The sequence below is a fragment of the Paraglaciecola mesophila genome (genome assembly GCF_009906955.1).
Classification (GTDB): Bacteria; Pseudomonadota; Gammaproteobacteria; order Enterobacterales; family Alteromonadaceae; genus Paraglaciecola; species Paraglaciecola mesophila_A.
In genome coordinates, this window is record NZ_CP047656.1 from 3,285,205 (window position 1) to 3,305,939 (window position 20,735).

Below are 20,735 nucleotides of genomic sequence, written 5' to 3' on the forward strand. Positions count from 1 at the left end.
AATTTTCACGCTGCGTGCTGGCATCTTGATGCTTGAGGTATTTACATGAAGTCTTGCGGGTCGACATCTAATGCCCAGCGCACCTTAGTGGCAAGGGGTAACTGTTCGATATTGGGCATAGCCTGGCTTAATGTATGTTGCAATGCTGCACGATTACTGCTGATTAACACTAATTGCATGCGAAACTTCCCTTGGCGTTTTTCCATTAAAGCAGGCAAAGGTCCAATGCATTGAACGTGTTTTGAATAACTAAACTGTTGGGATATATCCATCAGTAACTGATTGGCCATACGGGGATCGCTGGACTGAGCGCGAAATAAGGCCTGATAGGTATGGGGTGGTAACATGGCGTGCTCACGCTCAAGTAAAGCGTAGCGCGCAAAGTGAGAGTAACCATTGTTGAGCAAATCTTGCAGCAAAGGATGACTTGGGTCATGGGTTTGCAGCCACATTTCGCCGGGTTTTTCGGCGCGTCCTGCACGACCCGCAAGCTGTGTGACTAATTGTGCTAGATGCTCAGCAGCGCGGTAGTCAGCACTGAATAGCGCACCGTCCACTTCGAGTATCACGACCAAGGTTACATTGGGAAAGTGGTGACCCTTAGACAATATCTGTGTGCCGATTAAAATTTGATACTCGTTACGATTAATTTTATCCAGCATATCGTTTAACCGATTTTTACCTCTGGCGCTGTCACTGTCGATACGTACGCTGGTGTATTGAGGAAATAACGTTTGCAAGCCTTGTTCGAGTTGCTCCGTGCCTAAGCCCATCGCGCTGAGCTCAGTACTATTGCAGTTTTGACAGCGTTTAGGGATCGCTTTGGCGCTGCCGCAATGGTGGCATTGCAACTTATACAGTTGTTTGTGCAAAGTATAAGGCTTGTTGCAACCAGGGCATTCTTCAACATGCCCACAGGTATGGCATACCAACGCAGGGGCGTAGCCGCGCCGGTTAATAAACAACATCACCTGACTTTCTTGGGCTAAATGCTGGCCAATACGCTCGATAATGCCTTTGGCTAATCCAAATTCGAGAGGCTGGTTGCGGATATCTAACACTTGTTGTTTTGGGTGGGAGGCATTGCCTGCACGTTCATTGAGAATAAGGTGCTGATATTTGCCGTTTAATGCATTATTGAGTGATTCCAGTGCCGGGGTAGCTGAGCCTAATATCAGCGGAATTTTTTCTTGGGCGGCGCGCATGACGGCTAAGTCTCTTGCATGGTAACGCAGGCCATCTTGTTGTTTGTAAGAGGAATCATGTTCTTCATCTACGATCAGCATGCCTGGGTATTTCATCGGCGTGAATATCGCTGAACGGGTGCCAATGATGATCGGCAATTGCCCAGCATAACTTTGCTGCCAAACGAGTAAGCGTTCGTTATCAGTTAAGTTAGAATGCAATATGCCTACGGGCACATTAAAACGCTTGGCAAAACGCTCGACAGTTTGTGGGGTTAAACCAATTTCAGGGACTAAAATAAGTACTTGTTTACCTTGGGTGAGTACGTTTTCAATTGCCTGCAAATACACTTCAGTTTTACCGCTGCCCGTTACCCCTTCGATTAAAAAGCTCGCATATTCACCTATTTTCGCAGTGATTTGGCTAATGGCTATTGCTTGTTCAACATTTGGCAGTGGCTTTTCGCCAATATTCAAATTGTCTAACCAATTGGTATCAAGTGAGGGGATACGCTCAACTTGTTCAATTAATCCTTTTTCTATCAGCGCCTTGACAGTGGTGCTAGCATACTGGGCAAGGATACTGGAATAGCTGGCTTCGCCTTGCTGCAATTGCGCAAGCAACTGTTGTTGTTTGCGCGCTTTACCTAAGCACGCCGGATCAGCTTGTTTTCCTTGAGTACTTGCCTGTAGAAAGCTTACTGGTTTAGGCTCGCTTGAGCCTCCTTTGCGTAAGGAAACAGGCATAGCGCTGTGCAGTACATCACCAATAGGGTGTTGGTAGTATTGGCTAAGCCATTGGCATAGTTTAAGTTGTATTGGGCTGAAAATCGGCGCATCGTCGAGTACGTCCAAAATAGCTTTCAATTTGTCACTTTGCCATTGAGACTCGTCGGTGGTTTCAAGCACCACACCAATTAACTTGCGCGGCCCAAATGGAACGCGTACTCGAATACCGGGTGCTAAGGCGCTGGTATGCTGGTATTCAAAAAACTGGCGCTTAGGAACAGGAACGGCAACGCGGATAATGGGCATAACGGACTAATCATCTTGTAATTTGGTGGTGTTAAAGTGAGCTAACGGTTGAAGTTTGCTTATTTGACCATATATTCGCCAATAGAGCTTGATCAGGGCAAGGCGTTACATTAATATGCCCGGCTCTTTGCGGCAAGCCGCATTGATCGCATAAATCGAATTTAATTTTCGTATGGTGTTCAACTTCGGGTTGGATAGCGATACGGCCTTACTTAGGGGTAATCCATGAAAACAGGTATACATCCAGACTACCAAGACATGAAAGCAACGTGTTCATGTGGCAATGTTATCGTTGTTCGTTCAACTTTGAAGAAAGATCTTAACCTGGACGTATGTTCAGCGTGTCATCCTTTCTACACTGGTAAGCAACGTAACGTTGATACTGGCGGTCGTGTTGACAAGTTCAACAAACGTTTCAGCGCACTTAGCACTAAGAAGTAAGCGTAAGTACGTGACAAAAAAGGCGCTTTTGCGCCTTTTTTTGTGCCTGTCATTTAGCAAGGGGGTTTCTATCTCACTGCTTGAGACAATTATTATTCATAATTCACCATGGTTATTAGCCTTGGCTATTCTACTTAATTTATGATGTAGTCAGACTTATCAGCTATGTCGATACATACCTGATACGCTACAGATTAACTGGCTTTCATTAGAAATATAACAAACCGTTCGGACACATGATTTCGTTTATGCGAAACATGGAACAAAACAGAAAGAAAGTTAACGTACTCCGATTCAACCCTACATTTTAAGGATCGAGACTAAGATGTCTGATTTTCGTCAACAAGCATTGGATTACCATGCTAAGCCTGTACCGGGGAAAATAGCCATACAGCTAACAAAACCTGCGGAAACTGTGACTGACTTAGCCCTAGCATACAGTCCAGGCGTAGCTGAACCCGTTCGAGAAATTGCGGCAGACCCAAATGCCGCATACCAGTACACCGCTAAAGGCAATATGGTGGCTGTGATTTCAAATGGCACCGCTATTCTTGGCTTGGGCAATTTGGGCCCACTGGCATCTAAGCCGGTTATGGAAGGTAAAGCCCTGTTATTTAAGCGTTTTGCAGGATTAGATTCTATTGACATCGAAGTAAAGCATAGCACCACAGAAGATTTCATTAATACCGTGGCGAACATTGCTGATACTTTCGGTGGGATCAATTTAGAAGATATTAAAGCCCCAGAATGCTTTGAAATTGAACAAGAACTGATAAAACGTTGCAGCGTACCCGTATTTCACGACGACCAGCACGGCACAGCGATTGTCACTGCAGCAGGAATGCTTAATGCACTTGAGGTGCAAGGAAAGGAATTAGCTGAGGTCACTATCGTCTGCATGGGAGCAGGGGCGGCGGCTATTGCCTGTATGGAGTTACTGATTAAATGCGGCGCCAAGCGTGAGCGTATCTATATGCTTGATACCAAGGGCGTTATTCACACCAGACGTGACAACCTCACCCATCACAAGAAGTTGTTTGCCAATAATACAGACAAGCGCACATTAGAAGATGCCTTAGACGGTGCAGATGTCTTTGTTGGGGTCTCAGGTCCAGACGTATTGCCTGCTGAAGCATTAGCATTAATGGCACCTAATCCGGTTATTTTTGCTTGCTCAAATCCTGATCCTGAAATTAAGCCTGAACTTGCTCATTCGGTACGTGACGATGTCATTATGGCAACTGGACGTTCTGATTATCCGAATCAGGTTAATAATGTACTGTGTTTTCCTTTTATATTCCGCGGAGCATTAGATGTTCGCGCGTCTGAAATAAACGACGAAATGAAAATTGCGGCAGTTGAAGCTATCCGCGCTATAACCAAAGAGCCAGTATCCGCTGATGTGTTGGCAGCCAGTAATTTAACCAGCCTTACCTTTGGCCGTGAGTATATTATTCCTAAGCCCATGGACCCACGCTTATTGCAACGAGTGGCAACAGCAGTCGCACAAGCGGCGATAGATTCAGGTGTTGCTATGTTAAAAGAGTTACCAGCTGGGTATATGCAGGGATAGTAGACCCTCTCGCTGCATCAAGCGCTGATGGGGAAATACCTCTTGGCGCTTTTTTATGCCTGATTTTCAGGTTTAGCCAGTATGGCGTCGATATGAACAGACACCGCTTCTTCGGCCATCGTATACCAGTCCGGTGTTTCAAAAATGCTGGCCACAGCATGGTGTTTTAAACTGACATAACCATGCACAAACGCCCATATTTCTAACGCATTTTTTTGCTTTAATGCCATACTGGCCTTCTCTGGTAATAACAGAGCGGTGACGTTTAACAATTGACCGAAGGCCTTTTCAGCCACGGCTTTCGCTTCTTCAGAGGGGGTGTAACGGCTGTCACTTTCACCAAAGATTAAACGATAATGGCCTTCATGGACGTCTGCCATGGCAAAGTAGCCACGAACCCCTTTGAGCACAATGTCTTTCGCTGTCAGCTCTTTGCGTTCAAAATCCATCGCTTGCATAACCAACTCGAACCCTTGGATGTATAACTCATCCAAAATACCTTCTTTTCCTTGAAAGTGGCTGTATATGCCAATAGTCGAGACACCTGCTTTTTTAGCGATCGAGCGCACACTTAGCGCCGCTATGCCTCCTTCTAAAAATAATTCTGAAGCCGCTTGGAGTATTTTACGTTTAGCAATATTCAATTAACATTCTCTTGACATACATAACAGTGTTATTCTTTAATATAACACTGTTATGTTCAATCGATAATTTAGCAAAGTCGTGGAGCATACATTCATTGCACTCGTGTCGAATCTCGCGTGCAAAACACTAACCCGAGAGAGACTGGAACGAGAATGACGACTTTTACCCATGAAACAGATTATTTAATTGTTGGTGCTGGCGCCGTCGGTATGGCATTTGCTGACGTGTTACTAAGCGAAACTGATGCCAACATCATGATAGTAGACAAATATCACAAGCCTGGCGGCCATTGGAACGTAGCCTATCCCTTCGTGACCTTGCATCAGCCTTCGGCGTTTTACGGCGTTAGCTCAACTGAGTTGAGCAAAGGCTGTATCGATAAAGGTGGATTAAATAAAGGCTTGAATGAACTCGCTACCGGTGCTGAGGTCAGCGCATATTTTGACAATGTCATGCGAGAACGATTTTTGCCCTCGGGTCGCGTGAGTTATTTTCCGATGAGTGAATACAAAGGTGACGGTAAATTCGTTTCAGTGATCAATGATGATGAGCATCAGGTGACCGTTAATAAAAAAATAGTTGATGCAACTTACTTAAAAACGTCAGTGCCAAGTACTCATAAGCCAAGCTTCACCGTGGATGATAGCGCCCGGTTTATGCCTATCAATGATTTGGTGAAGATCGATAAGAAACCGGCTGGATTCGTTATCATAGGTGGGGGCAAAACCGGAATCGATGCTTGTTTATGGTTACTTGAAAACAAGGTGAACCCTGACGACATTCAGTGGATAGTACCCCGTGATGCGTGGTTGATAGATAGAAAAAATACTCAACCAACAATCGAGTTTTTCAATGATGCGATAGGCGCGCAAGCTGCGCAGATGGAAGCGATTGCACAATCTACTTCAGTGGACGATATGTTTTCTCGACTTGAAAAAGCCGGTGTATTTCTGCGCTTAGATGAAAATGTGTGGCCGCAAATGTTCCACGGTGCCACTGTGAGTCAGATGGAACTAGCCGAGCTTAAAAAGATCAAGAATGTGATACGTAAAGGCAGAGTGACCCACGTAGGACAGGATAATATTCAGTTAGAGCAAGGTGAGATAAAAACCAGCCCTGAGCATATTCATGTCGATTGTTCCGCAAGCGCCATTACTAACTTAGCGGTAAAACCCATATTCAGCGGCAATGTTGTTACCCCTCAAACCGTGCGCTCATATCAACCAGCGTTCAGTGCGGCGTTTATTGCACATATTGAAGCCAGCGAAAAGTATCCAGATGAGAAAAGCAAAAATCATATCTGTGGGGTAGTGCCACTACCCAATGGCGTGATGGATTGGGTGCGTTTGACTGCGGCCTTTATGCGTAATCAGCATATTTGGTCTCAAGATGATGATCTTAAGCAATGGTTACTAGAAAACCGCCTCGATGGTTTTAGTCAATTGGTGCGCGGTGTCGATAAAACCGACATGGAAAAAATGATGATTCTCGGGCGCTTACGTGAAAGCGCCATGCCAGCCATGGGGAAACTACAACAGTATTTGGCAGCTGAAGCTGCACAAGGAGCATAAAATGAGCGAATTTCAGGTCAAGCAGCAGCATTTAACCTCACATCGAGTTGTTGAAACCCCACATATTGACGGCATTGAAGAAGGGCAAATTCTGCTTAAAGTAGAAAGCTTTTCGTTTACTGCAAACAACATTACCTACGGCATGATGGGTGACAAATTAGGCTATTGGCAGTTCTTTCCGCCCGCTGAGAATGAAGACAAACAGTGGGGGATCATCCCTGTGTGGGGGTTCGCTCAAGTGACTCACTCTAAATCCAACGGGATTGAAGTGGGTGAACGCTTATTCGGTTACTTTCCGCCTGCTGAACAAGTGGTGATGACGCCTAAAAATGTGTCCCCTCAACGTTTGGTTGACGGTTCGGCGCACCGGGCCATGTTACCACCTGGATACAACTCTTACAGTCGTTTAAGTGGTGAAAAAGGTTATAATCCTGAATTTGATAAAGAGCGTATGTTATTGTTTCCTCTGCATATTACTTCGTTTTGTTTATGGGACCGCTTGCAAGACAACAATTGGTTCGGTGCAACGCAAGTGGTGGTTATCAGCGCATCCAGTAAAACAAGCTTAGGCTTAGGTTACGCCTTACATGCTGATAACTCTGCACCTCAGAGCATAGGCCTCACCTCGAGTAGTAATATGCCATTTGTACAAAAAGTAGGCATATACGATCAGGTGGTTAACTACAACCAAATGAGTGATATTGACGCGAGCAAGCCAACCGTCATTGTTGATATGTCGGGTAGTGCTGATATTTTGACTAAATTGGCCACCCATCTAGGTGATAACCTTACATATTGCATCAATGTGGGCTTAACACACTGGGATGAATTTTCCGCAGACAGTGCGACTGAATCAGATAGAAGTGAGTTTTTCTTCGCGCCAGGGCACATTCAAAAACGCATGAAAGATTGGGGACCGCAGGGATTTGAGCAACGCACAACAGGATTTATGGCCCAAACGGCAATGAAATGTCGCAGTTGGCTGGAGGTACAAGAGCTCAACGGCTTAGAGGCGTTATCCCAGGTCTATGGGCAAGTCTGTGCAGGAAAAATTCCCCCAGATCAGGGGTTAATTATTAAACTTTAAGGCGAATGGTCCGATAACAAATATAAGTGTATCGCGGTTAAGTGTCTGCTTGATCGCGATTTTTTGTCTATTGTGTGATTGTTAAGCACGAGGCGTGTATTAGTCTTGCACCTATATTTTGCTAGTGGAGAAGCGCATTGAACAATATTGACCGCCCATGGGTAGATAGCGCAAATAAGGGTATGCAGGTGACATTCGTTGCGCTGCTCGTTATCAGTTTGGCCATCGCTGGGGTAAATGAAACCTGGTGGGAAGCGATTTTTGTGGGTGTGTCTACGTCTCTTATTGGGATCACAGTGATCCGACTTAAGCCGCAATCACGCTTAACTCAGCACATAGTAGCCGTTGGTTTAATGCTTTACAGTGCCCTGCAAATCCATCAAATGCATGGCTTAGTTGAAATGCACTTTGGTGTGTTCGTACTGCTGTCGTTTCTGGCTTATTACCGCAATTGGCATGTGTATATTTCGGCGATAATTGTAGTGGTACTTCATCACGTGTCGTTTTTCTTTTTGCAAAAAAATGGTGTACCGGTTTACGTGTTACTCGATGGGGGGTTGGCATTTTGGTTGATTGGCGTGCATGCCCTGTATGCGGTCTTACAAGCAAGCATGTTAGGCAAGATGGCCAATGATAATCGAAAAGAATCGCTAGCTACAGCATCGCTGGTATCTAGTGTGGAAACTATCATGCAAGATAAAAAAGCCATTGATTTGACTATTCGCGCAAATGAACAAATGGGCTCCACTTCGGTTCCGGCATTTAATAATTTACTCGATTTATTTAATGGGTTGATCACCAATATGCGTTTGGCCGCGCAGCAAATTGTTCATAATTCGACTTCGAACAGCCAGTACAATACTTCATTGCGCCAAGCCAAAGAGAAAAGCATTCAGGAAGTGGCACATATTGAGGTGTCGTCCCAAGAGATGATGCAATCAACCAACGCGATGAATAATAACAATGAGCAGGTAAAATCAGCCTCTGATAAAGCCAGAGCGAATACCGAAGATGCCCAGCAAACAATGGCTCAAACCCACAACGATGTTACCCAGTTAGGCGAAAAACTTGAACAAACCAGTGCAACGATCCAGAAGCTAGCCGCAGATTGTCAGGATATTTCTAAAGTACTCGAAACCATTCAGTCAATCGCCGATCAAACTAACTTACTGGCTTTAAATGCTGCTATTGAAGCGGCCCGAGCGGGAGAGCACGGACGCGGTTTTGCTGTTGTCGCGGATGAAGTGCGTACACTTGCTTCACGTACTAAATCCAGCACTGAAGAAATCAACGAAATCATTGTTAATTTGGTGAGCTCTTCAAAAGAATCAAGTAGCTCAATGACCAACTGTGTTGAGCTAAGCCAAGTCACTAGTGCCCATACAGGTTCAGTGAGCGAGCTAATATCTGAAATTCAACATAATATTCAAGAAGTATCTGATTCAGTGGCCTTGATGAGTCAGTCTTGTGAACAACAAGCGTGCAACAGCGATGTGATACATCATGCTGCGCTGACGTTAAAAGAAAGCAACAGTACTGAACTCGATACGATCGCAGCAATGAATCAAGATGCTCAGGTGCTAAATGATATGAGCGAAGCGTTAAATCGCCAGCTCTCGAGCTTTCGCTCATAATTTGCCTGCATCAGGTGAAAATAACTGACCCCGTATGTTGTCAAAACCGTTAAAGCAGGCATTGGTTTGTGCAGGGCTAATCATATGGGTTATGGTGGTTATTGGTGGGCTTGCATATTCAGGCTTACAACGTCAGGTGGAGTTCGATCCTGAACAAAAATTTGCTTTGGCCGCTATGAGTGCTGACTTTGCCTCTAGTGTCACCAGTATGATGGCGCAGCAATATCCCTCTTTAAGCAAAACCGTTATTCACATTCAACAAGCAGGATGTCATTGTAATTTTTCCAATGATATACATGTTGATCGTCTTGATTATACATTAGGCCACTCGGGCTATCGCTCACTTCATGTTGCCCCTAGCGGCATTCCTGATGAGGTTATTTTACCCTCGCTACCGGCGATTATGGTCTTCGACGAGCAAGGCCAGTTAGGGTATTTTGGCCCTTATTCATCTGGTTATTTTTGCTCCGCAGACACTGCAATCGTTGATCGATTTCTTGACAATATTCTTGCCGATAAACATGTTGGTAGCGCTGTGGTCAGTGAAGGTTATGGCTGTTATTGTGCGAACAAAAATGCGGCCTAGTAAATGCGTTAATAGCCTATAGCCAGTTAAAACGAACAAGCGCATACTATTTAAAAAGCGCTTTACACAACTTACTTCACTATCCTTTATTTCTTGTGGTGCTTACGCTGTTCACAGCGCAAGACTTTGGAGACAAATCATGCCATCCCCTCATTATTCGTGGATCACTAGTGCAAATAAAAATATGCAATTTACCTTCATTGCGCTCACTGTTATTAGCTTAGCTTTAGCTAATTTTAATCAAACTTGGTTAGAGGCAATATTGATAGGTGGTTCCACGAGTGCGATATGCTTAACCTTTATTAATTGCAAACCTCAGTCGCGCTTGACTCAACATGTAGTCGCCATTGGTTTAATGCTTTTCACTGCTCTGCAGATCCATCAAATGCATGGGCTACTAGAGATGCACTTCGGCATCTTTGTACTGCTTTCTTTCTTGGCTTATTATCGAAACTGGCGCCTATATATCACCGCGATAACAGTAGTGGTGGTTCATCACCTGACATTCTTCTTTATGCAATCTGAAGGAATAGGCGTATATGTACTGGCTGACGGAGGCTTGCTGTTTTATTTGATCATCGTACATGCGGTTTATGCATTGGTGCAGGCATTGATGCTTGCACGAATGGCCAAAAGCAATCAAGTGGAGTCGCTTTCAGCAGCAACGCTGACCAGCAGTATCGAAAAAATGATGGGTGACAGAGCGGCAATCGACCTAAAAGTGAGGGCGGATCACACACTAAACGCCGACTCGGTACTGGCATTTAATAATTTACTGAGTCTATTCGACAGCCTGATTACTGATATGCGTAGTGCGGCAGAACAAATTGATCATACGACCGCGATCACTAAGCAAAATAGCACCGAACTACATGGTATTAAGCAAAGTAGCATGAAAGAAGTAGATGATATCGAAACGGCTTCTAATCAACTATCTCTGTCTTCACGTACTATGAACGAAGATACGAGCCGAGTGCAACATGAGTCTAATCAGGCCCAAGATAATGCCCGACAAGCAGAAAAAACAGTCGATAAAACCAAAGAAGATGTGATTAATTTAGGAGTTAAACTGGGTGAAACCAACGAAAACGTGCATACCCTTGCGGATAATTGTCAGAGTATTTCACACGTGCTCGAGACCATAAAGTCGATAGCAGATCAAACTAACTTATTAGCACTGAACGCGGCAATTGAAGCGGCTAGAGCCGGAGAACATGGTCGTGGTTTTGCTGTGGTGGCCGATGAGGTGAGAACGTTAGCATCTCGAACCAAAAAGAGTACGGAAGAAGTAAACCTGATTATTGATAACTTATTGAGCTCGTCAAAATTATCCAGCGATTCCATGGCTGATTGCTTAGCACTAAGTGAAACTGCAAATACAGGTACGCAAAAAGCCGGAGAGCTTATGGGCAAAGTCCAGCACAATATTCTTCAGGTTACACAAGCGGTAAACGTGATGACGGATTCTTGTGCACAACAAATACGTAATAGCGATGCGATTCAAAACGCGACTACACGATTGAAATCGATCAATCATGATGAACTTTCAAAGATAGCTGCAATGGACCATGAAGCTAGCTTGCTCTCAGGAAAAACCAAAGAGCTCAATGTGCAGTTGTCGCAATTTTCTGTTTAGCGACTAGTGTGGCGCAGAAAAAGCGCCTCTAAATCAAAAAACACCCCTTGGGCTAAGTGCTTCAAAGCGCTTTATTTGTTGATAAAATAAGCAACATACCTCGACATATTGTCTGGGTTTCTTTATAGTGCGCCGCGCTAAGCCTGAACGGCATTAGTCTGACTCCCTCTTTATTTGACATACTGACACCATTCCTAGGAATTTTCTTTTGATATCTACCGCAAACATCACCATGCAATTTGGCGCTGAGCCTTTATTTGAAAACATTTCGGCCAAATTTGGTCAAGGTAATCGTTATGGCCTGATTGGGGCTAACGGCTGCGGCAAATCGACCTTTATGAAAATTCTAAGTGGTGATTTGCAACCTTCGTCGGGGAATGTGTCTATTACGCCTGGCGACAAACTGGGTATTTTGAGTCAAAACCAGTTTGCTTTTGAGCAATACAGTGTTGTTGACGCAGTCATAATGGGTGACACAGCGCTGTGGAAAGTGAAGCAACAGCGCGACGAAATTTACGCTAAAGCCGAAATGTCAGAAGAAGACGGCATGTTAGTCGCGCAGCTTGAAACCGACTTTGCTGAAATGGACGGATACACAGCCGAAGCGCGCGCTGGCGATATATTACTAGAAGCCGGTATTGCGGAGCATTACCACTATGGCTTAATGAGCCAAGTGGCACCAGGCTGGAAGCTACGTGTGTTATTGGCGCAAGCGTTGTTTTCAAACCCTGATATTTTGCTGCTTGATGAGCCGACCAACAACTTGGATATTTACACCATCTCTTGGTTAGCAGATGTACTGAATCAACGTAAGTGCACCATGATTATCATTTCTCACGATCGCCATTTCTTGAATTCGGTGTGTACGCACATGGCTGACATCGATTATGGTGAGTTACGTATCTATCCAGGGAATTATGAAGCCTTTATTGAAGCATCGTCTTTAATTCAAGAACAATTGTTAACCAGCAATGCCAAGAAAACTGCTGAAATGGAAGACTTGCAAGGTTTTGTGGCACGTTTTTCTGCTAATGCCTCAAAAGCTAAGCAAGCCAGCTCGCGGGCAAAACGCCTTGAAAAAATTCAATTAGACGAGGTGAAATCTTCTAGTCGTCGCACCCCATCGATTACTCTAAAGCAGCATCGTAAATTGCATCGCCAAGCACTGATCTTAGAAAACTTTGGTCACGGCTTTGACGGGCAGTCTTTGTTCAGCGGGGGGGAATTGATTTTAGAAGCGGGCGCACGTTTAGCTATTACCGGCGAAAACGGTGTGGGCAAAACCACTTTCTTACGTTGCCTAGTGAATGAGCTTGAACTCAACGAAGGCACCATAAAATGGTCAGAGAACGCTGTGATTGGTTATTGTCCACAAGATAGCTCCGCAGATTTTGCTATGGATATCACCTTGTTCGACTGGATGTCACAGTGGCGAACGCCTAAACACGACGACTTGGCCGTTCGCGCCATGCTAGGACGACTGTTATTCAGTGCGGATGACTTCAACAAAAAAGTGAACGTGTGCTCTGGTGGCGAAAAGAATCGTTTGCTATTTGGTAAACTGATGATGTCTGATATTAATGTGTTGATCATGGATGAGCCAACTAACCATATGGACATGGAGGCTATCGAAGCGTTAAACAGCGCCCTTAAAAAGTTTGACGGAACGCTGATTTTCGTCAGTCACGATCGCGAGTTTGTATCGTCTTTAGCCACGCGTGTGATTGAAATAAAAGATCAAGAAGTGATTAACTTCCAAGGTACTTACGATGAGTATTTTGCAAGTCGCAAAGAGGCGAGCGTGGCAGCTTAGCTGTTGTTCGCATTCGTAGACGAGCAGACAAATCTAATGTTTTTTCAAGGTCGCTCAGGAACAACCAAGTTACGAATTTTACCAAGCTCAGCGTCACACTGCCGGCATTGTTGCAAAATGACTGAAAAAGCGTTTTGTAGCTCTTTGTTGCTGGCGTGCCCTTCTAGCAGCATATTGCCTAACTCAGCATGCAACGCAATACTGTTCAGTGGGTTGCGTACATTGTGAATATGTTTTCGAATTTTTGTTGCTTCATCTTCATTCATGTTGGGGTTCGTCCTTGATGGGGGTGGGAAGTTTAGGCACTTGATAATAATTCACCCGATTTTTACCGTCTCGTTTTGCTGCGTATAGCTGCCTATCCGCGAGTTTAATCAGTTCTTCTACCGAAATATGCTCAGGGTATTCTTGTTTCGCTTCGTATACGGTTAAACCAATACTGATTGTTACCCTATCAGCGGCTGTGGCCCCTTGATGTTCAATATTTAAAGCGCGTACGGTTTGCAATAGCTTTTGAGCCATGACGAGGCCACCCTCTAAGTCCGTATCTGGCAACACCATGGCAAATTCTTCTCCGCCGTAACGGCCCACAAAGTCGGACTCACGACGTCGTACAGATTGAATGGCATGCGCAACGCGCTTTAAACAGTCGTCTCCCTGCATATGCCCATACAAATCATTGTAGGGTTTAAAATCATCAATATCGATCATCATCAACGTCATACAGCGGCCGAAACGAATGGTCGAGGCGAATTGTTGCAATAAAACTGTATCCAATTGGCGACGATTTGCCACGCCGGTTAACCCATCCACACTGGATAAAATTTCCAATTGTTTACGGTAGTAAACCAGCTCCATATGATTACGTACTCGGGCCCGCAAAATGGTCAAATTAACAGGCTTAGTGATGTAATCTACCGCGCCGAGTAATAGCCCATGTGCCTCATCGTCTGAGCTGTCCGATGCGGTTACGAATATAACCGGGATATGTGCAGTCAGTGGGTTTGATTTCAATTCAGTACAGGCTTCATAGCCGTGCATATCTGGCATATCTAAATCTAATAAAATTAAATCCACAGACTCTTGTTGAGCATGGGTTAAAGCATCTTTAGCATTGTCAAACAACACCACTTGATATTGATATTCGAAAAGGGCGTTCATCGCCTGTAAGTTACTTTGATAATCGTCAACCACCATCAGGGTTTGCTTACGCAACTCGCTGTTGGCCACCGAAGTTCCAGAGGTTAGCGCTACTGCACTGGCATCGATTTCCTGATTCGGGCGTAGTTCAGATACGCTCATGGTGGCTTCCCCGTTTCTAAGTTTATAATTTGGTAAGTAAATCGTTCTATAAGCAGCTTAAGTGCCAACCTAGACAATAACGGATAACTTATTGATATTTTTTGTTTTTTAAACGGATAAATGTTACCAAATACGTTTAAATCGGCAGAATTTGTGCATTCTTGCGAAAGGAAATTGTAGTCTTTACATACTTCAAAAGGTAGAAACGGTAATTATGGGTAACTACATTATTCTTATTTTTCTTGAATTTTGTAATAATTATTTCTTTTGGCAGCACCGCTAATTTGCTAAGTTAAATAAAAAAGCGAGAAAAATTATGTTAGACCGTCGAACGTTATTGAAAACCTTTATTTCGTCTGCATTAGCCAGTGCCTTGTTACCTGTTGTACCTATGACTGCGATAGCTGCGCCGGATACAGGGATCGGCGCTAATCTAATTCGTAAACCTAAACGTTTACGGGCCGGCCAAACGATTGGCCTCATCGCGCCAAGTAGCAATACCTGGGAAGATCAAGAAATTTACTTCGCCATAGACATTATTCGTTCGTTTGGTTTCAAAGTGAAAACGGCTAGCCACCTTTTTGATCGCACAGCCTATCTGGCTGGGACCGACAAAGACAGAGCGAGCGATGTGAATAGCATGTTTGCTGATGATGAAGTCGATGCCATTTTCTGTTTACGAGGGGGATACGGCTCACCGCGTATATTGCCTTACTTAGATTATGATTTAATTCGCCAGCACCCTAAGGTGTTTCTTGGCTATAGTGATGTAACTGCTCTACTCAATGCGATTTATACTCGCAGTGGCGTTATGACGTTCCATGGACCTATTGCAAAACAGAGTTTCACTGAGTACACCTTGGGGGAATTCAAAAATGTACTGTTTAATCCTGTTGATAGTATGGCGTTGGCAACACCGCCAGCGTTTGAACCCGCAGAAGGTCAAGCTGAAAAAGAAAATCGCTTAACGACGGTCACCAAAGGTAGCGCTTCTGGGGTGCTCATTGGTGGCAATTTGTCACTTATGGTTAAACTGGTGGGCAGTCCTTATGAGCCGGACTACACCGACAAGATCTTGTTTTTAGAAGATGTAGAAGAAGCTCCGTATCGGATTGATGGCATGCTTACCCACCTTAAATTAGCCGGCAGGCTGGATAAAGTAGCGGGTATCGTTTTCGGTAAGTGTACTGATTGTGAACCGGGTAGCGGTCCTTCGTTTAGCGTAGAGCATGTGCTTAAAGACCGCTTGGGGGATTTAAATGTGCCTGTGTTAAGCGGCGTGATGATTGGTCATATTGACGATATGGCAACCATTCCGGTTGGCGCTATGGCTACCCTAGACGCCACGGGACAGAAGTTAACCCTAAACGAAGCCGCAGTGCTCTAATACTGCGACTTTTTTTCGTCTTTAGGTTGTTCTACTTACTCAGCGCCAGTTGCGCAGTGTGTGGCCGTAAAATGCATAAAAAGCAATAATGAAGTAGCCTGGTAGCAGTATCCAATAAGCTTGTTGGCTGTTGCTAGCCCGAGCTAATTCTCCGTAAATGATCGGCATTAAGGCGCCGCCCGCTATTCCCATGATCAAAATAGCAGAACCTTTAGGGGTAAATTGGCCTAAATCAGCCAGAGCCAGAGGCCATAAAGTCGGCCATACCATGGCATTTGCCAAGCCCAACAGGGCAATGAGTGCCACACTATCTGGCACAGTTGTTATACCCGTCCAACCCCATATTATGGTGGCGATTAAAGTAGACTCATTTGATGACAGCAAGAGCAAAGTCGTTATCGCTAAGCCTGCCAGCGCACTCACGCGTAGGGCATTTTCCTGAGATATAAAACGCGGAATACATACTAAACCCAGCAAATAGCCTAATACCATAAAACCCATGGTGTATGAGGTAAGCGTAGTGGCGTTTGCTACCCCAATACTGGCACCGTAAAGTCCAATAGTGTCACCCGCGATCACCTCAACCCCTACGTAAAAGAATAAAGCAATTGCCCCAAGAACCAGCTGCGGAAACTGCCAAATGGTGCGCTTAACCTGTTGCGAAGCTGGCTTGTCTTGGGTGTGGTTATCAGTGCGCTCAGGCTCAATTAAGGCTAAATCTGGCAGAGAAATACGAGACAAGCCGCCAGCTAAGACAAGCAATGCTATGGCCATGCCGACGTACGGTGTAATCAACTGATGTGCCAGATTTTCGATTTGCACTTGTTGCTGTTCTGCAGGTAATTGATTAATTGCGGCAAGGTTAATGTCACTAAAGCCCCCAAGTACCCATGCGGTAAATAACAAGGGGGCTAAGATTCCCGCCCCTTTGTTGAGTAACCCCATTATGGCAATACGCGCAGCGGCACTTTGGGTCGGTCCCACGTTCACCACATATGGATTGGCGGCCGTTTGTAAAATCGTTAAACCACTGCCAATTACAAACTGGGCCACAAGGAATATCCAGAACTCTTGTAGCAACGCAGCAGGAATAAAGCCAAGTAAACCAAGGGCGATGATACTTAGGCCAAGTACCATGGAAGATTGATAACCGACCCGCTCTAAAATCATTGCCATGGGTAGAGCCATCACTACATACGCAAAATAAAAACAAGAGGCAATCATCAGAGCTTGAGTTTCAGACAACTGACACACCACCTGCAAAAATGGAATAAGCGCGCCATTTAGCCAAGTAACAAAACCGAAGATAAAAAACAGCAGTGCAATAATACACATAGGTATCATGCTCGAGCGCGCGCCTGACGTTGAGTGTGTCATGGGGTATCCCTTTTTATTATGTTCTTGTTATAAATTGCCCAGATTGGCACAACGCGGTGATGTTTAACTCGTCATCAAGGGCAACAAAATCCGCTCGTTTGCCGGGTGCAATATCACCGTGGGTGTCTTGTAAACCTAGATAATGGGCAGGCGTTGTGCTGGCCATAGCTATTGCGTCTTCTAGTGGTAGCTGAATGTCATTTACGGCGTTTTTGACGGCGCTGAGCATATCTAGATGAGAGCCCGCTAGTGTGCCGTCTTCCGTGGTTAATTTGTTCCCGACTCGGGTCACTTTTTGGCTGCCAAACATAAAACTGTCTTGGTCTGTACCGATTAAACCCATAGCATCAGTGACTAGCATCAATCTTTCTTTGCCTTTGATTTTCATCGCTATTTCACTGCAAATCGGATCTATATGATAATGATCTAAAATTAAACCGGCATAGGTGTGAGGGGTATTGAGAGCTACCCCTACCATGCCCGGCGCGCGTGATTGCATGGCAGACATCGCATTAAATAAATGAGTGAAACCATCTGCACCTGCTTCAATCGCCTTGAGCACAGTATCCGCATCGGCATTTGAGTGACCTAAACACACCTTAACCCCACTTTGACTTAGGTGCTTGATGACATCAGGGCTAACATTCTCCGGCGCTAAAGTCACGATCACCTTGCCTAAATCTTGACGTAAATAGAGCGCCAACTCTTCATCGCTTATTGGGCGAATAAAAGATTCATCATGAACGCCCTTTTTCGGCTTGCTTAAATGCGGCCCTTCAAAATGAACACCAAGGATCCCTTCTACTCTTTGGCTGATAGCATCGGCCATGACCTGTGCCGCATTTTGCATAACAGGTAATTCATCAGTGATAAGGGTGGGCATCAAGCCGGTGGTGCCGAACTTTCTGTGGGCTTGGCTTATTTTAGTTAAGCCCGCCACACTGGGAGCCTGATTGAACAATACACCGCCTCCACCGTTCACTTGCACATCAATAAAGCCAGGGACTAAAGATCCAGCGATGAAATCTAGATGTGCGTCCTGTGAGGCTGTGGTGCTAATGCTGCGAATGATGCCTTGTTCAACGTGTATAGTTTGGTTATTTAACCAGCCATTTGAAGTGAGTAAGCGTTCACATTTAAACTGCATATTAATGGGTCTCTGTTACTTTTTTAAGGCCCTGAGGACGGTCGGGATCTCGGCCATAAGCGAGCGCTATGCGCTCAACGTCCACATAAAATCGCAGTACCACTAATAATGGCAAGCAGCGAGGGTGAAGCGAAAGCTTAGGGTGTGATAGAGATACAACTCGACCCCCTTGTTGGGCGAAGGTCTGTATCTGGCTACTATGCACGTCAGTTGATTCATCTTCAACTTGAACATCAATCACCTCTAATTGATTTGCGAGCATTGCTGAGGGGCCGTGCATAAATTCTGCGCTGCTGAACGCTTCACAATGTATGGCTAACACTTCTTTTAGTTTCAACGCCATTTCACGGCAAATAGCATAGCCAAAACCACGACCTAGCATAACGCAGTGTTGGGTATTTTTCAGGGTAGCTGGGGTGAGTTGAGCAGGGGCAGCTAGTACACTTTCTAGCGCATCAGGCATCGTCTGTAGGCTATTGAGTAACGATTGGTTGTTACTCCAATACGCACACAACTGTAATAAAGCGCTCAAACTGGCTAAGTAACTTTTGGTAGCGGCAACTGACTGCTCTAACCCAGCGCCCATGGGCAATACTGAATCTGCCGCTTGGGCGAGGGGGGATTGTTCATCATTGACCAGTGCCACGCACAGAGCACCACTGGCCTTGGCTGACTTTACTTGATTAACAATATCTGGGCTACGACCAGACTGAGAAATCGCAATGACCAGCGCGTTTTTATGATCAACTGTCTGGTGATAGATGCCAAATACCGAAGGGGCCGAGGCCATAACAGGTATACCGAGTTCTGTTTCTAGTAAATACTTGGCGTAAACTCCTGCGTGATCCGATGAACCGCGGCCTATCATTAACACATAGCTTGGGTTTTTCGCTTTTATCTGACTAACGAGAGTTTCACATACTTTGGCGTTGCGAATGAGTTGCTGACGTATAACGGATGGTGTTTGCGCAGTTTCTTGCGCCATAAAGCTACTCAATGGGGAACCCCTTATGTTGATAATTTGCACAGTTGAATTAGAATAATAAATTATTCTTTATTTTTCTATATTTTATAATAGTTATTTACAAGTAGGCCTCAACTGGGTACTGTTTGCTTACTGCAAACTAATCCAATTTTTTATGATCACGACTGCTTTTCCCTACATCAGTGTTTTGCTCTTCATTGCAGGGGCGTTAGCCCTCGTTGAAGAAAAAACACGTTGGAGACTCTTTCATTACCTGCCGGCAATTGTATTGTTGTATTTCACAGTGATGATGATGTCTACCTTAGGTTTGTGGAGCAAAACGACCGAGATCAATCAGGCGTATTCATCTTTAAAAGGGAATCTTCTTCCCGCAATGATTTTTTTGATGTTACTGGATGCGGATCTTCGTCAAATCAAACGCTTAGGCGGTAAAATGCTATTGGCATTTTTTGCTGCTGCCATCAGCATTGGCTGTGCATTTATTCTCGGTTTTGGATTATTTAAAAGCTTTTTAGCACCAGAGGCGTGGAAGACGTTGGCGGCATTGAGCGGCAGTTGGATGGGCGGCACAGGTAACATGGCCGCCGTGCAGGCCGCATTGAATGTGCCTGATTCAAGTATGGGGTATACCTTACTTATTGACTCTATTGATTATGCCATGTGGGTCATGTTCTTGCTGGCATTGGTCCCTATAGCAAACCGTTTTAACCACTGGACCAAAGCAGATGGCAAAGCGTTAGAAGAAGTCAGTGCCAATTTGGCGAGTAAACAGCAAGAATATACGGGCAATAAAACGACGTCTATGTTGGTTTTGTTGTCAGGAGCGATGTTGGTGTCCATTTTATGCCAATACGTTGCTGCGGCTTTGCCCGTTACAGAATTCTTTACCAAAACCGCTTGGACCGTGATGCTAGTGACGGTGCTAGGGGTCATCTGTGCACTAACACCCATCAGTAAAATGTGGGGCGGTAAAGAGATTTCCTCTATCATGCTGTATCTCATTATTGGCTTGATTGCCTCTCGAGCAAATTTTAACGAGTTGACTCAAGCACCTATCTATATCCTGCTCGGTCTATTCATTTTGGCTATTCACGGCGGGTTGATGCTGGTGGTAGCAAAAGTATTCAAACTTGATTTATTCACCTGTGGAATCGCCTCATTAGCCAACATTGGTGGTGTGGCTTCAGCACCAATACTCGCTGCTGCGTATTCTCGTGCGTTGATCCCCGTGGGCGTGCTAATGGCTATGCTGGGTTACATCATAGGCACTGGCGGCGGTTTATTAGTCGGGCGCGCGTTAGCATGGCTAAGCGCAGTGTAAACGGAGAACTG

17 protein-coding genes are annotated in these 20,735 nt (G+C 44.9%); 10 read left to right on the forward strand and 7 right to left on the reverse strand.

The annotated features are described in order from the left end of the window. Positions 1-41 precede the first annotated feature (41 nt). Complete coding sequence (priA, locus tag FX988_RS14160; protein ID WP_160180780.1) at positions 42-2,219, reverse strand: primosomal protein N'; 2,178 nt, start codon at positions 2,217-2,219, stop codon at positions 42-44. A gap of 225 nt (positions 2,220-2,444) precedes the next feature. On the opposite strand from priA, the gene rpmE reads away from it, so the two are divergent. Continuing rightward, positions 2,445-2,660 carry a 50S ribosomal protein L31 gene (rpmE, locus tag FX988_RS14165; protein ID WP_011576878.1) on the forward strand — a complete coding sequence of 72 codons (216 nt, stop codon included), beginning with the start codon at positions 2,445-2,447 and terminating at the stop codon, positions 2,658-2,660. Positions 2,661-2,985: 325 nt separating this feature from the next. Further along, positions 2,986-4,233 carry a malic enzyme-like NAD(P)-binding protein gene (locus FX988_RS14170; protein WP_160180782.1) on the forward strand — a complete coding sequence of 416 codons (1,248 nt, stop codon included), beginning with the start codon at positions 2,986-2,988 and terminating at the stop codon, positions 4,231-4,233. A gap of 53 nt (positions 4,234-4,286) precedes the next feature. Here FX988_RS14170 and FX988_RS14175 read toward each other — a convergent pair whose 3' ends face one another. Further along, positions 4,287-4,877, reverse strand: coding sequence for a TetR/AcrR family transcriptional regulator (locus FX988_RS14175; RefSeq protein ID WP_160180784.1), 591 nt, complete (start codon positions 4,875-4,877; stop codon positions 4,287-4,289). A 153-nt stretch (positions 4,878-5,030) separates the two neighbouring features. On the opposite strand from FX988_RS14175, the gene FX988_RS14180 reads away from it, so the two are divergent. The 6 genes from FX988_RS14180 to FX988_RS14205 all read left to right on the forward strand — a co-directional run bounded on the left by FX988_RS14180 (position 5,031) and on the right by FX988_RS14205 (position 13,205). Beyond that, the gene (locus FX988_RS14180) at positions 5,031-6,449 is read left to right on the forward strand and encodes an NAD(P)-binding protein (protein WP_160180786.1); all 1,419 of its coding nucleotides are present in this window, start codon (positions 5,031-5,033) and stop codon (positions 6,447-6,449) included. 1 nt (position 6,450) lies between these two features. After that, positions 6,451-7,536: a DUF2855 family protein gene (locus FX988_RS14185; RefSeq protein ID WP_160180787.1), complete on the forward strand. Its 1,086-nt coding sequence runs from the start codon at positions 6,451-6,453 to the stop codon at positions 7,534-7,536. A 137-nt stretch (positions 7,537-7,673) separates the two neighbouring features. Then, complete coding sequence (locus FX988_RS14190; protein ID WP_160180789.1) at positions 7,674-9,170, forward strand: methyl-accepting chemotaxis protein; 1,497 nt, start codon at positions 7,674-7,676, stop codon at positions 9,168-9,170. Between the two features lie 34 nt (positions 9,171-9,204). Beyond that, entirely contained in the window at positions 9,205-9,756 is a 552-nt protein-coding gene (locus FX988_RS14195; protein ID WP_160180791.1) for a DUF6436 domain-containing protein, read from the forward strand. Between the two features lie 139 nt (positions 9,757-9,895). Next, complete coding sequence (locus FX988_RS14200; protein WP_160180793.1) at positions 9,896-11,392, forward strand: methyl-accepting chemotaxis protein; 1,497 nt, start codon at positions 9,896-9,898, stop codon at positions 11,390-11,392. 208 nt (positions 11,393-11,600) lie between these two features. After that, positions 11,601-13,205 (forward strand): ABC-F family ATPase, encoded by a 1,605-nt coding sequence (locus tag FX988_RS14205; protein WP_160180794.1) that lies wholly within the window; start codon positions 11,601-11,603, stop codon positions 13,203-13,205. A gap of 44 nt (positions 13,206-13,249) precedes the next feature. Here FX988_RS14205 and FX988_RS14210 read toward each other — a convergent pair whose 3' ends face one another. After that, entirely contained in the window at positions 13,250-13,471 is a 222-nt protein-coding gene (locus FX988_RS14210; protein WP_160180796.1) for a histidine kinase, read from the reverse strand. Next, on the reverse strand, positions 13,464-14,507 hold the full coding sequence (locus tag FX988_RS14215) for a GGDEF domain-containing protein (RefSeq protein ID WP_160180798.1): 1,044 nt from the start codon (positions 14,505-14,507) through the stop codon (positions 13,464-13,466). The genes FX988_RS14210 and FX988_RS14215 overlap by 8 nt, the downstream gene beginning before the upstream one ends. Before the next feature lie 316 nt (positions 14,508-14,823). On the opposite strand from FX988_RS14215, the gene FX988_RS14220 reads away from it, so the two are divergent. Beyond that, positions 14,824-15,894 (forward strand): S66 peptidase family protein, encoded by a 1,071-nt coding sequence (locus FX988_RS14220; RefSeq protein ID WP_160180799.1) that lies wholly within the window; start codon positions 14,824-14,826, stop codon positions 15,892-15,894. A gap of 39 nt (positions 15,895-15,933) precedes the next feature. Here FX988_RS14220 and FX988_RS14225 read toward each other — a convergent pair whose 3' ends face one another. From FX988_RS14225 to nagB-II, 3 genes are read right to left on the reverse strand one after another with little or no spacing between them, the layout of a single operon-like run. Next, the gene (locus FX988_RS14225; protein ID WP_160180801.1) at positions 15,934-17,271 is read right to left on the reverse strand and encodes a sugar MFS transporter; all 1,338 of its coding nucleotides are present in this window, start codon (positions 17,269-17,271) and stop codon (positions 15,934-15,936) included. A gap of 16 nt (positions 17,272-17,287) precedes the next feature. Then, on the reverse strand, positions 17,288-18,418 hold the full coding sequence (gene nagA / locus FX988_RS14230; protein ID WP_160180803.1) for an N-acetylglucosamine-6-phosphate deacetylase: 1,131 nt from the start codon (positions 18,416-18,418) through the stop codon (positions 17,288-17,290). 1 nt (position 18,419) lies between these two features. Then, positions 18,420-19,403, reverse strand: coding sequence for a glucosamine-6-phosphate deaminase NagB-II (gene nagB-II, locus FX988_RS14235; protein WP_160180804.1), 984 nt, complete (start codon positions 19,401-19,403; stop codon positions 18,420-18,422). 154 nt (positions 19,404-19,557) lie between these two features. Here nagB-II and FX988_RS14240 point away from each other — a divergent pair, with 154 nt between their 5' ends. Continuing rightward, positions 19,558-20,724: a DUF819 domain-containing protein gene (locus FX988_RS14240; protein ID WP_160180805.1), complete on the forward strand. Its 1,167-nt coding sequence runs from the start codon at positions 19,558-19,560 to the stop codon at positions 20,722-20,724. Positions 20,725-20,735: the final 11 nt, after the last annotated feature.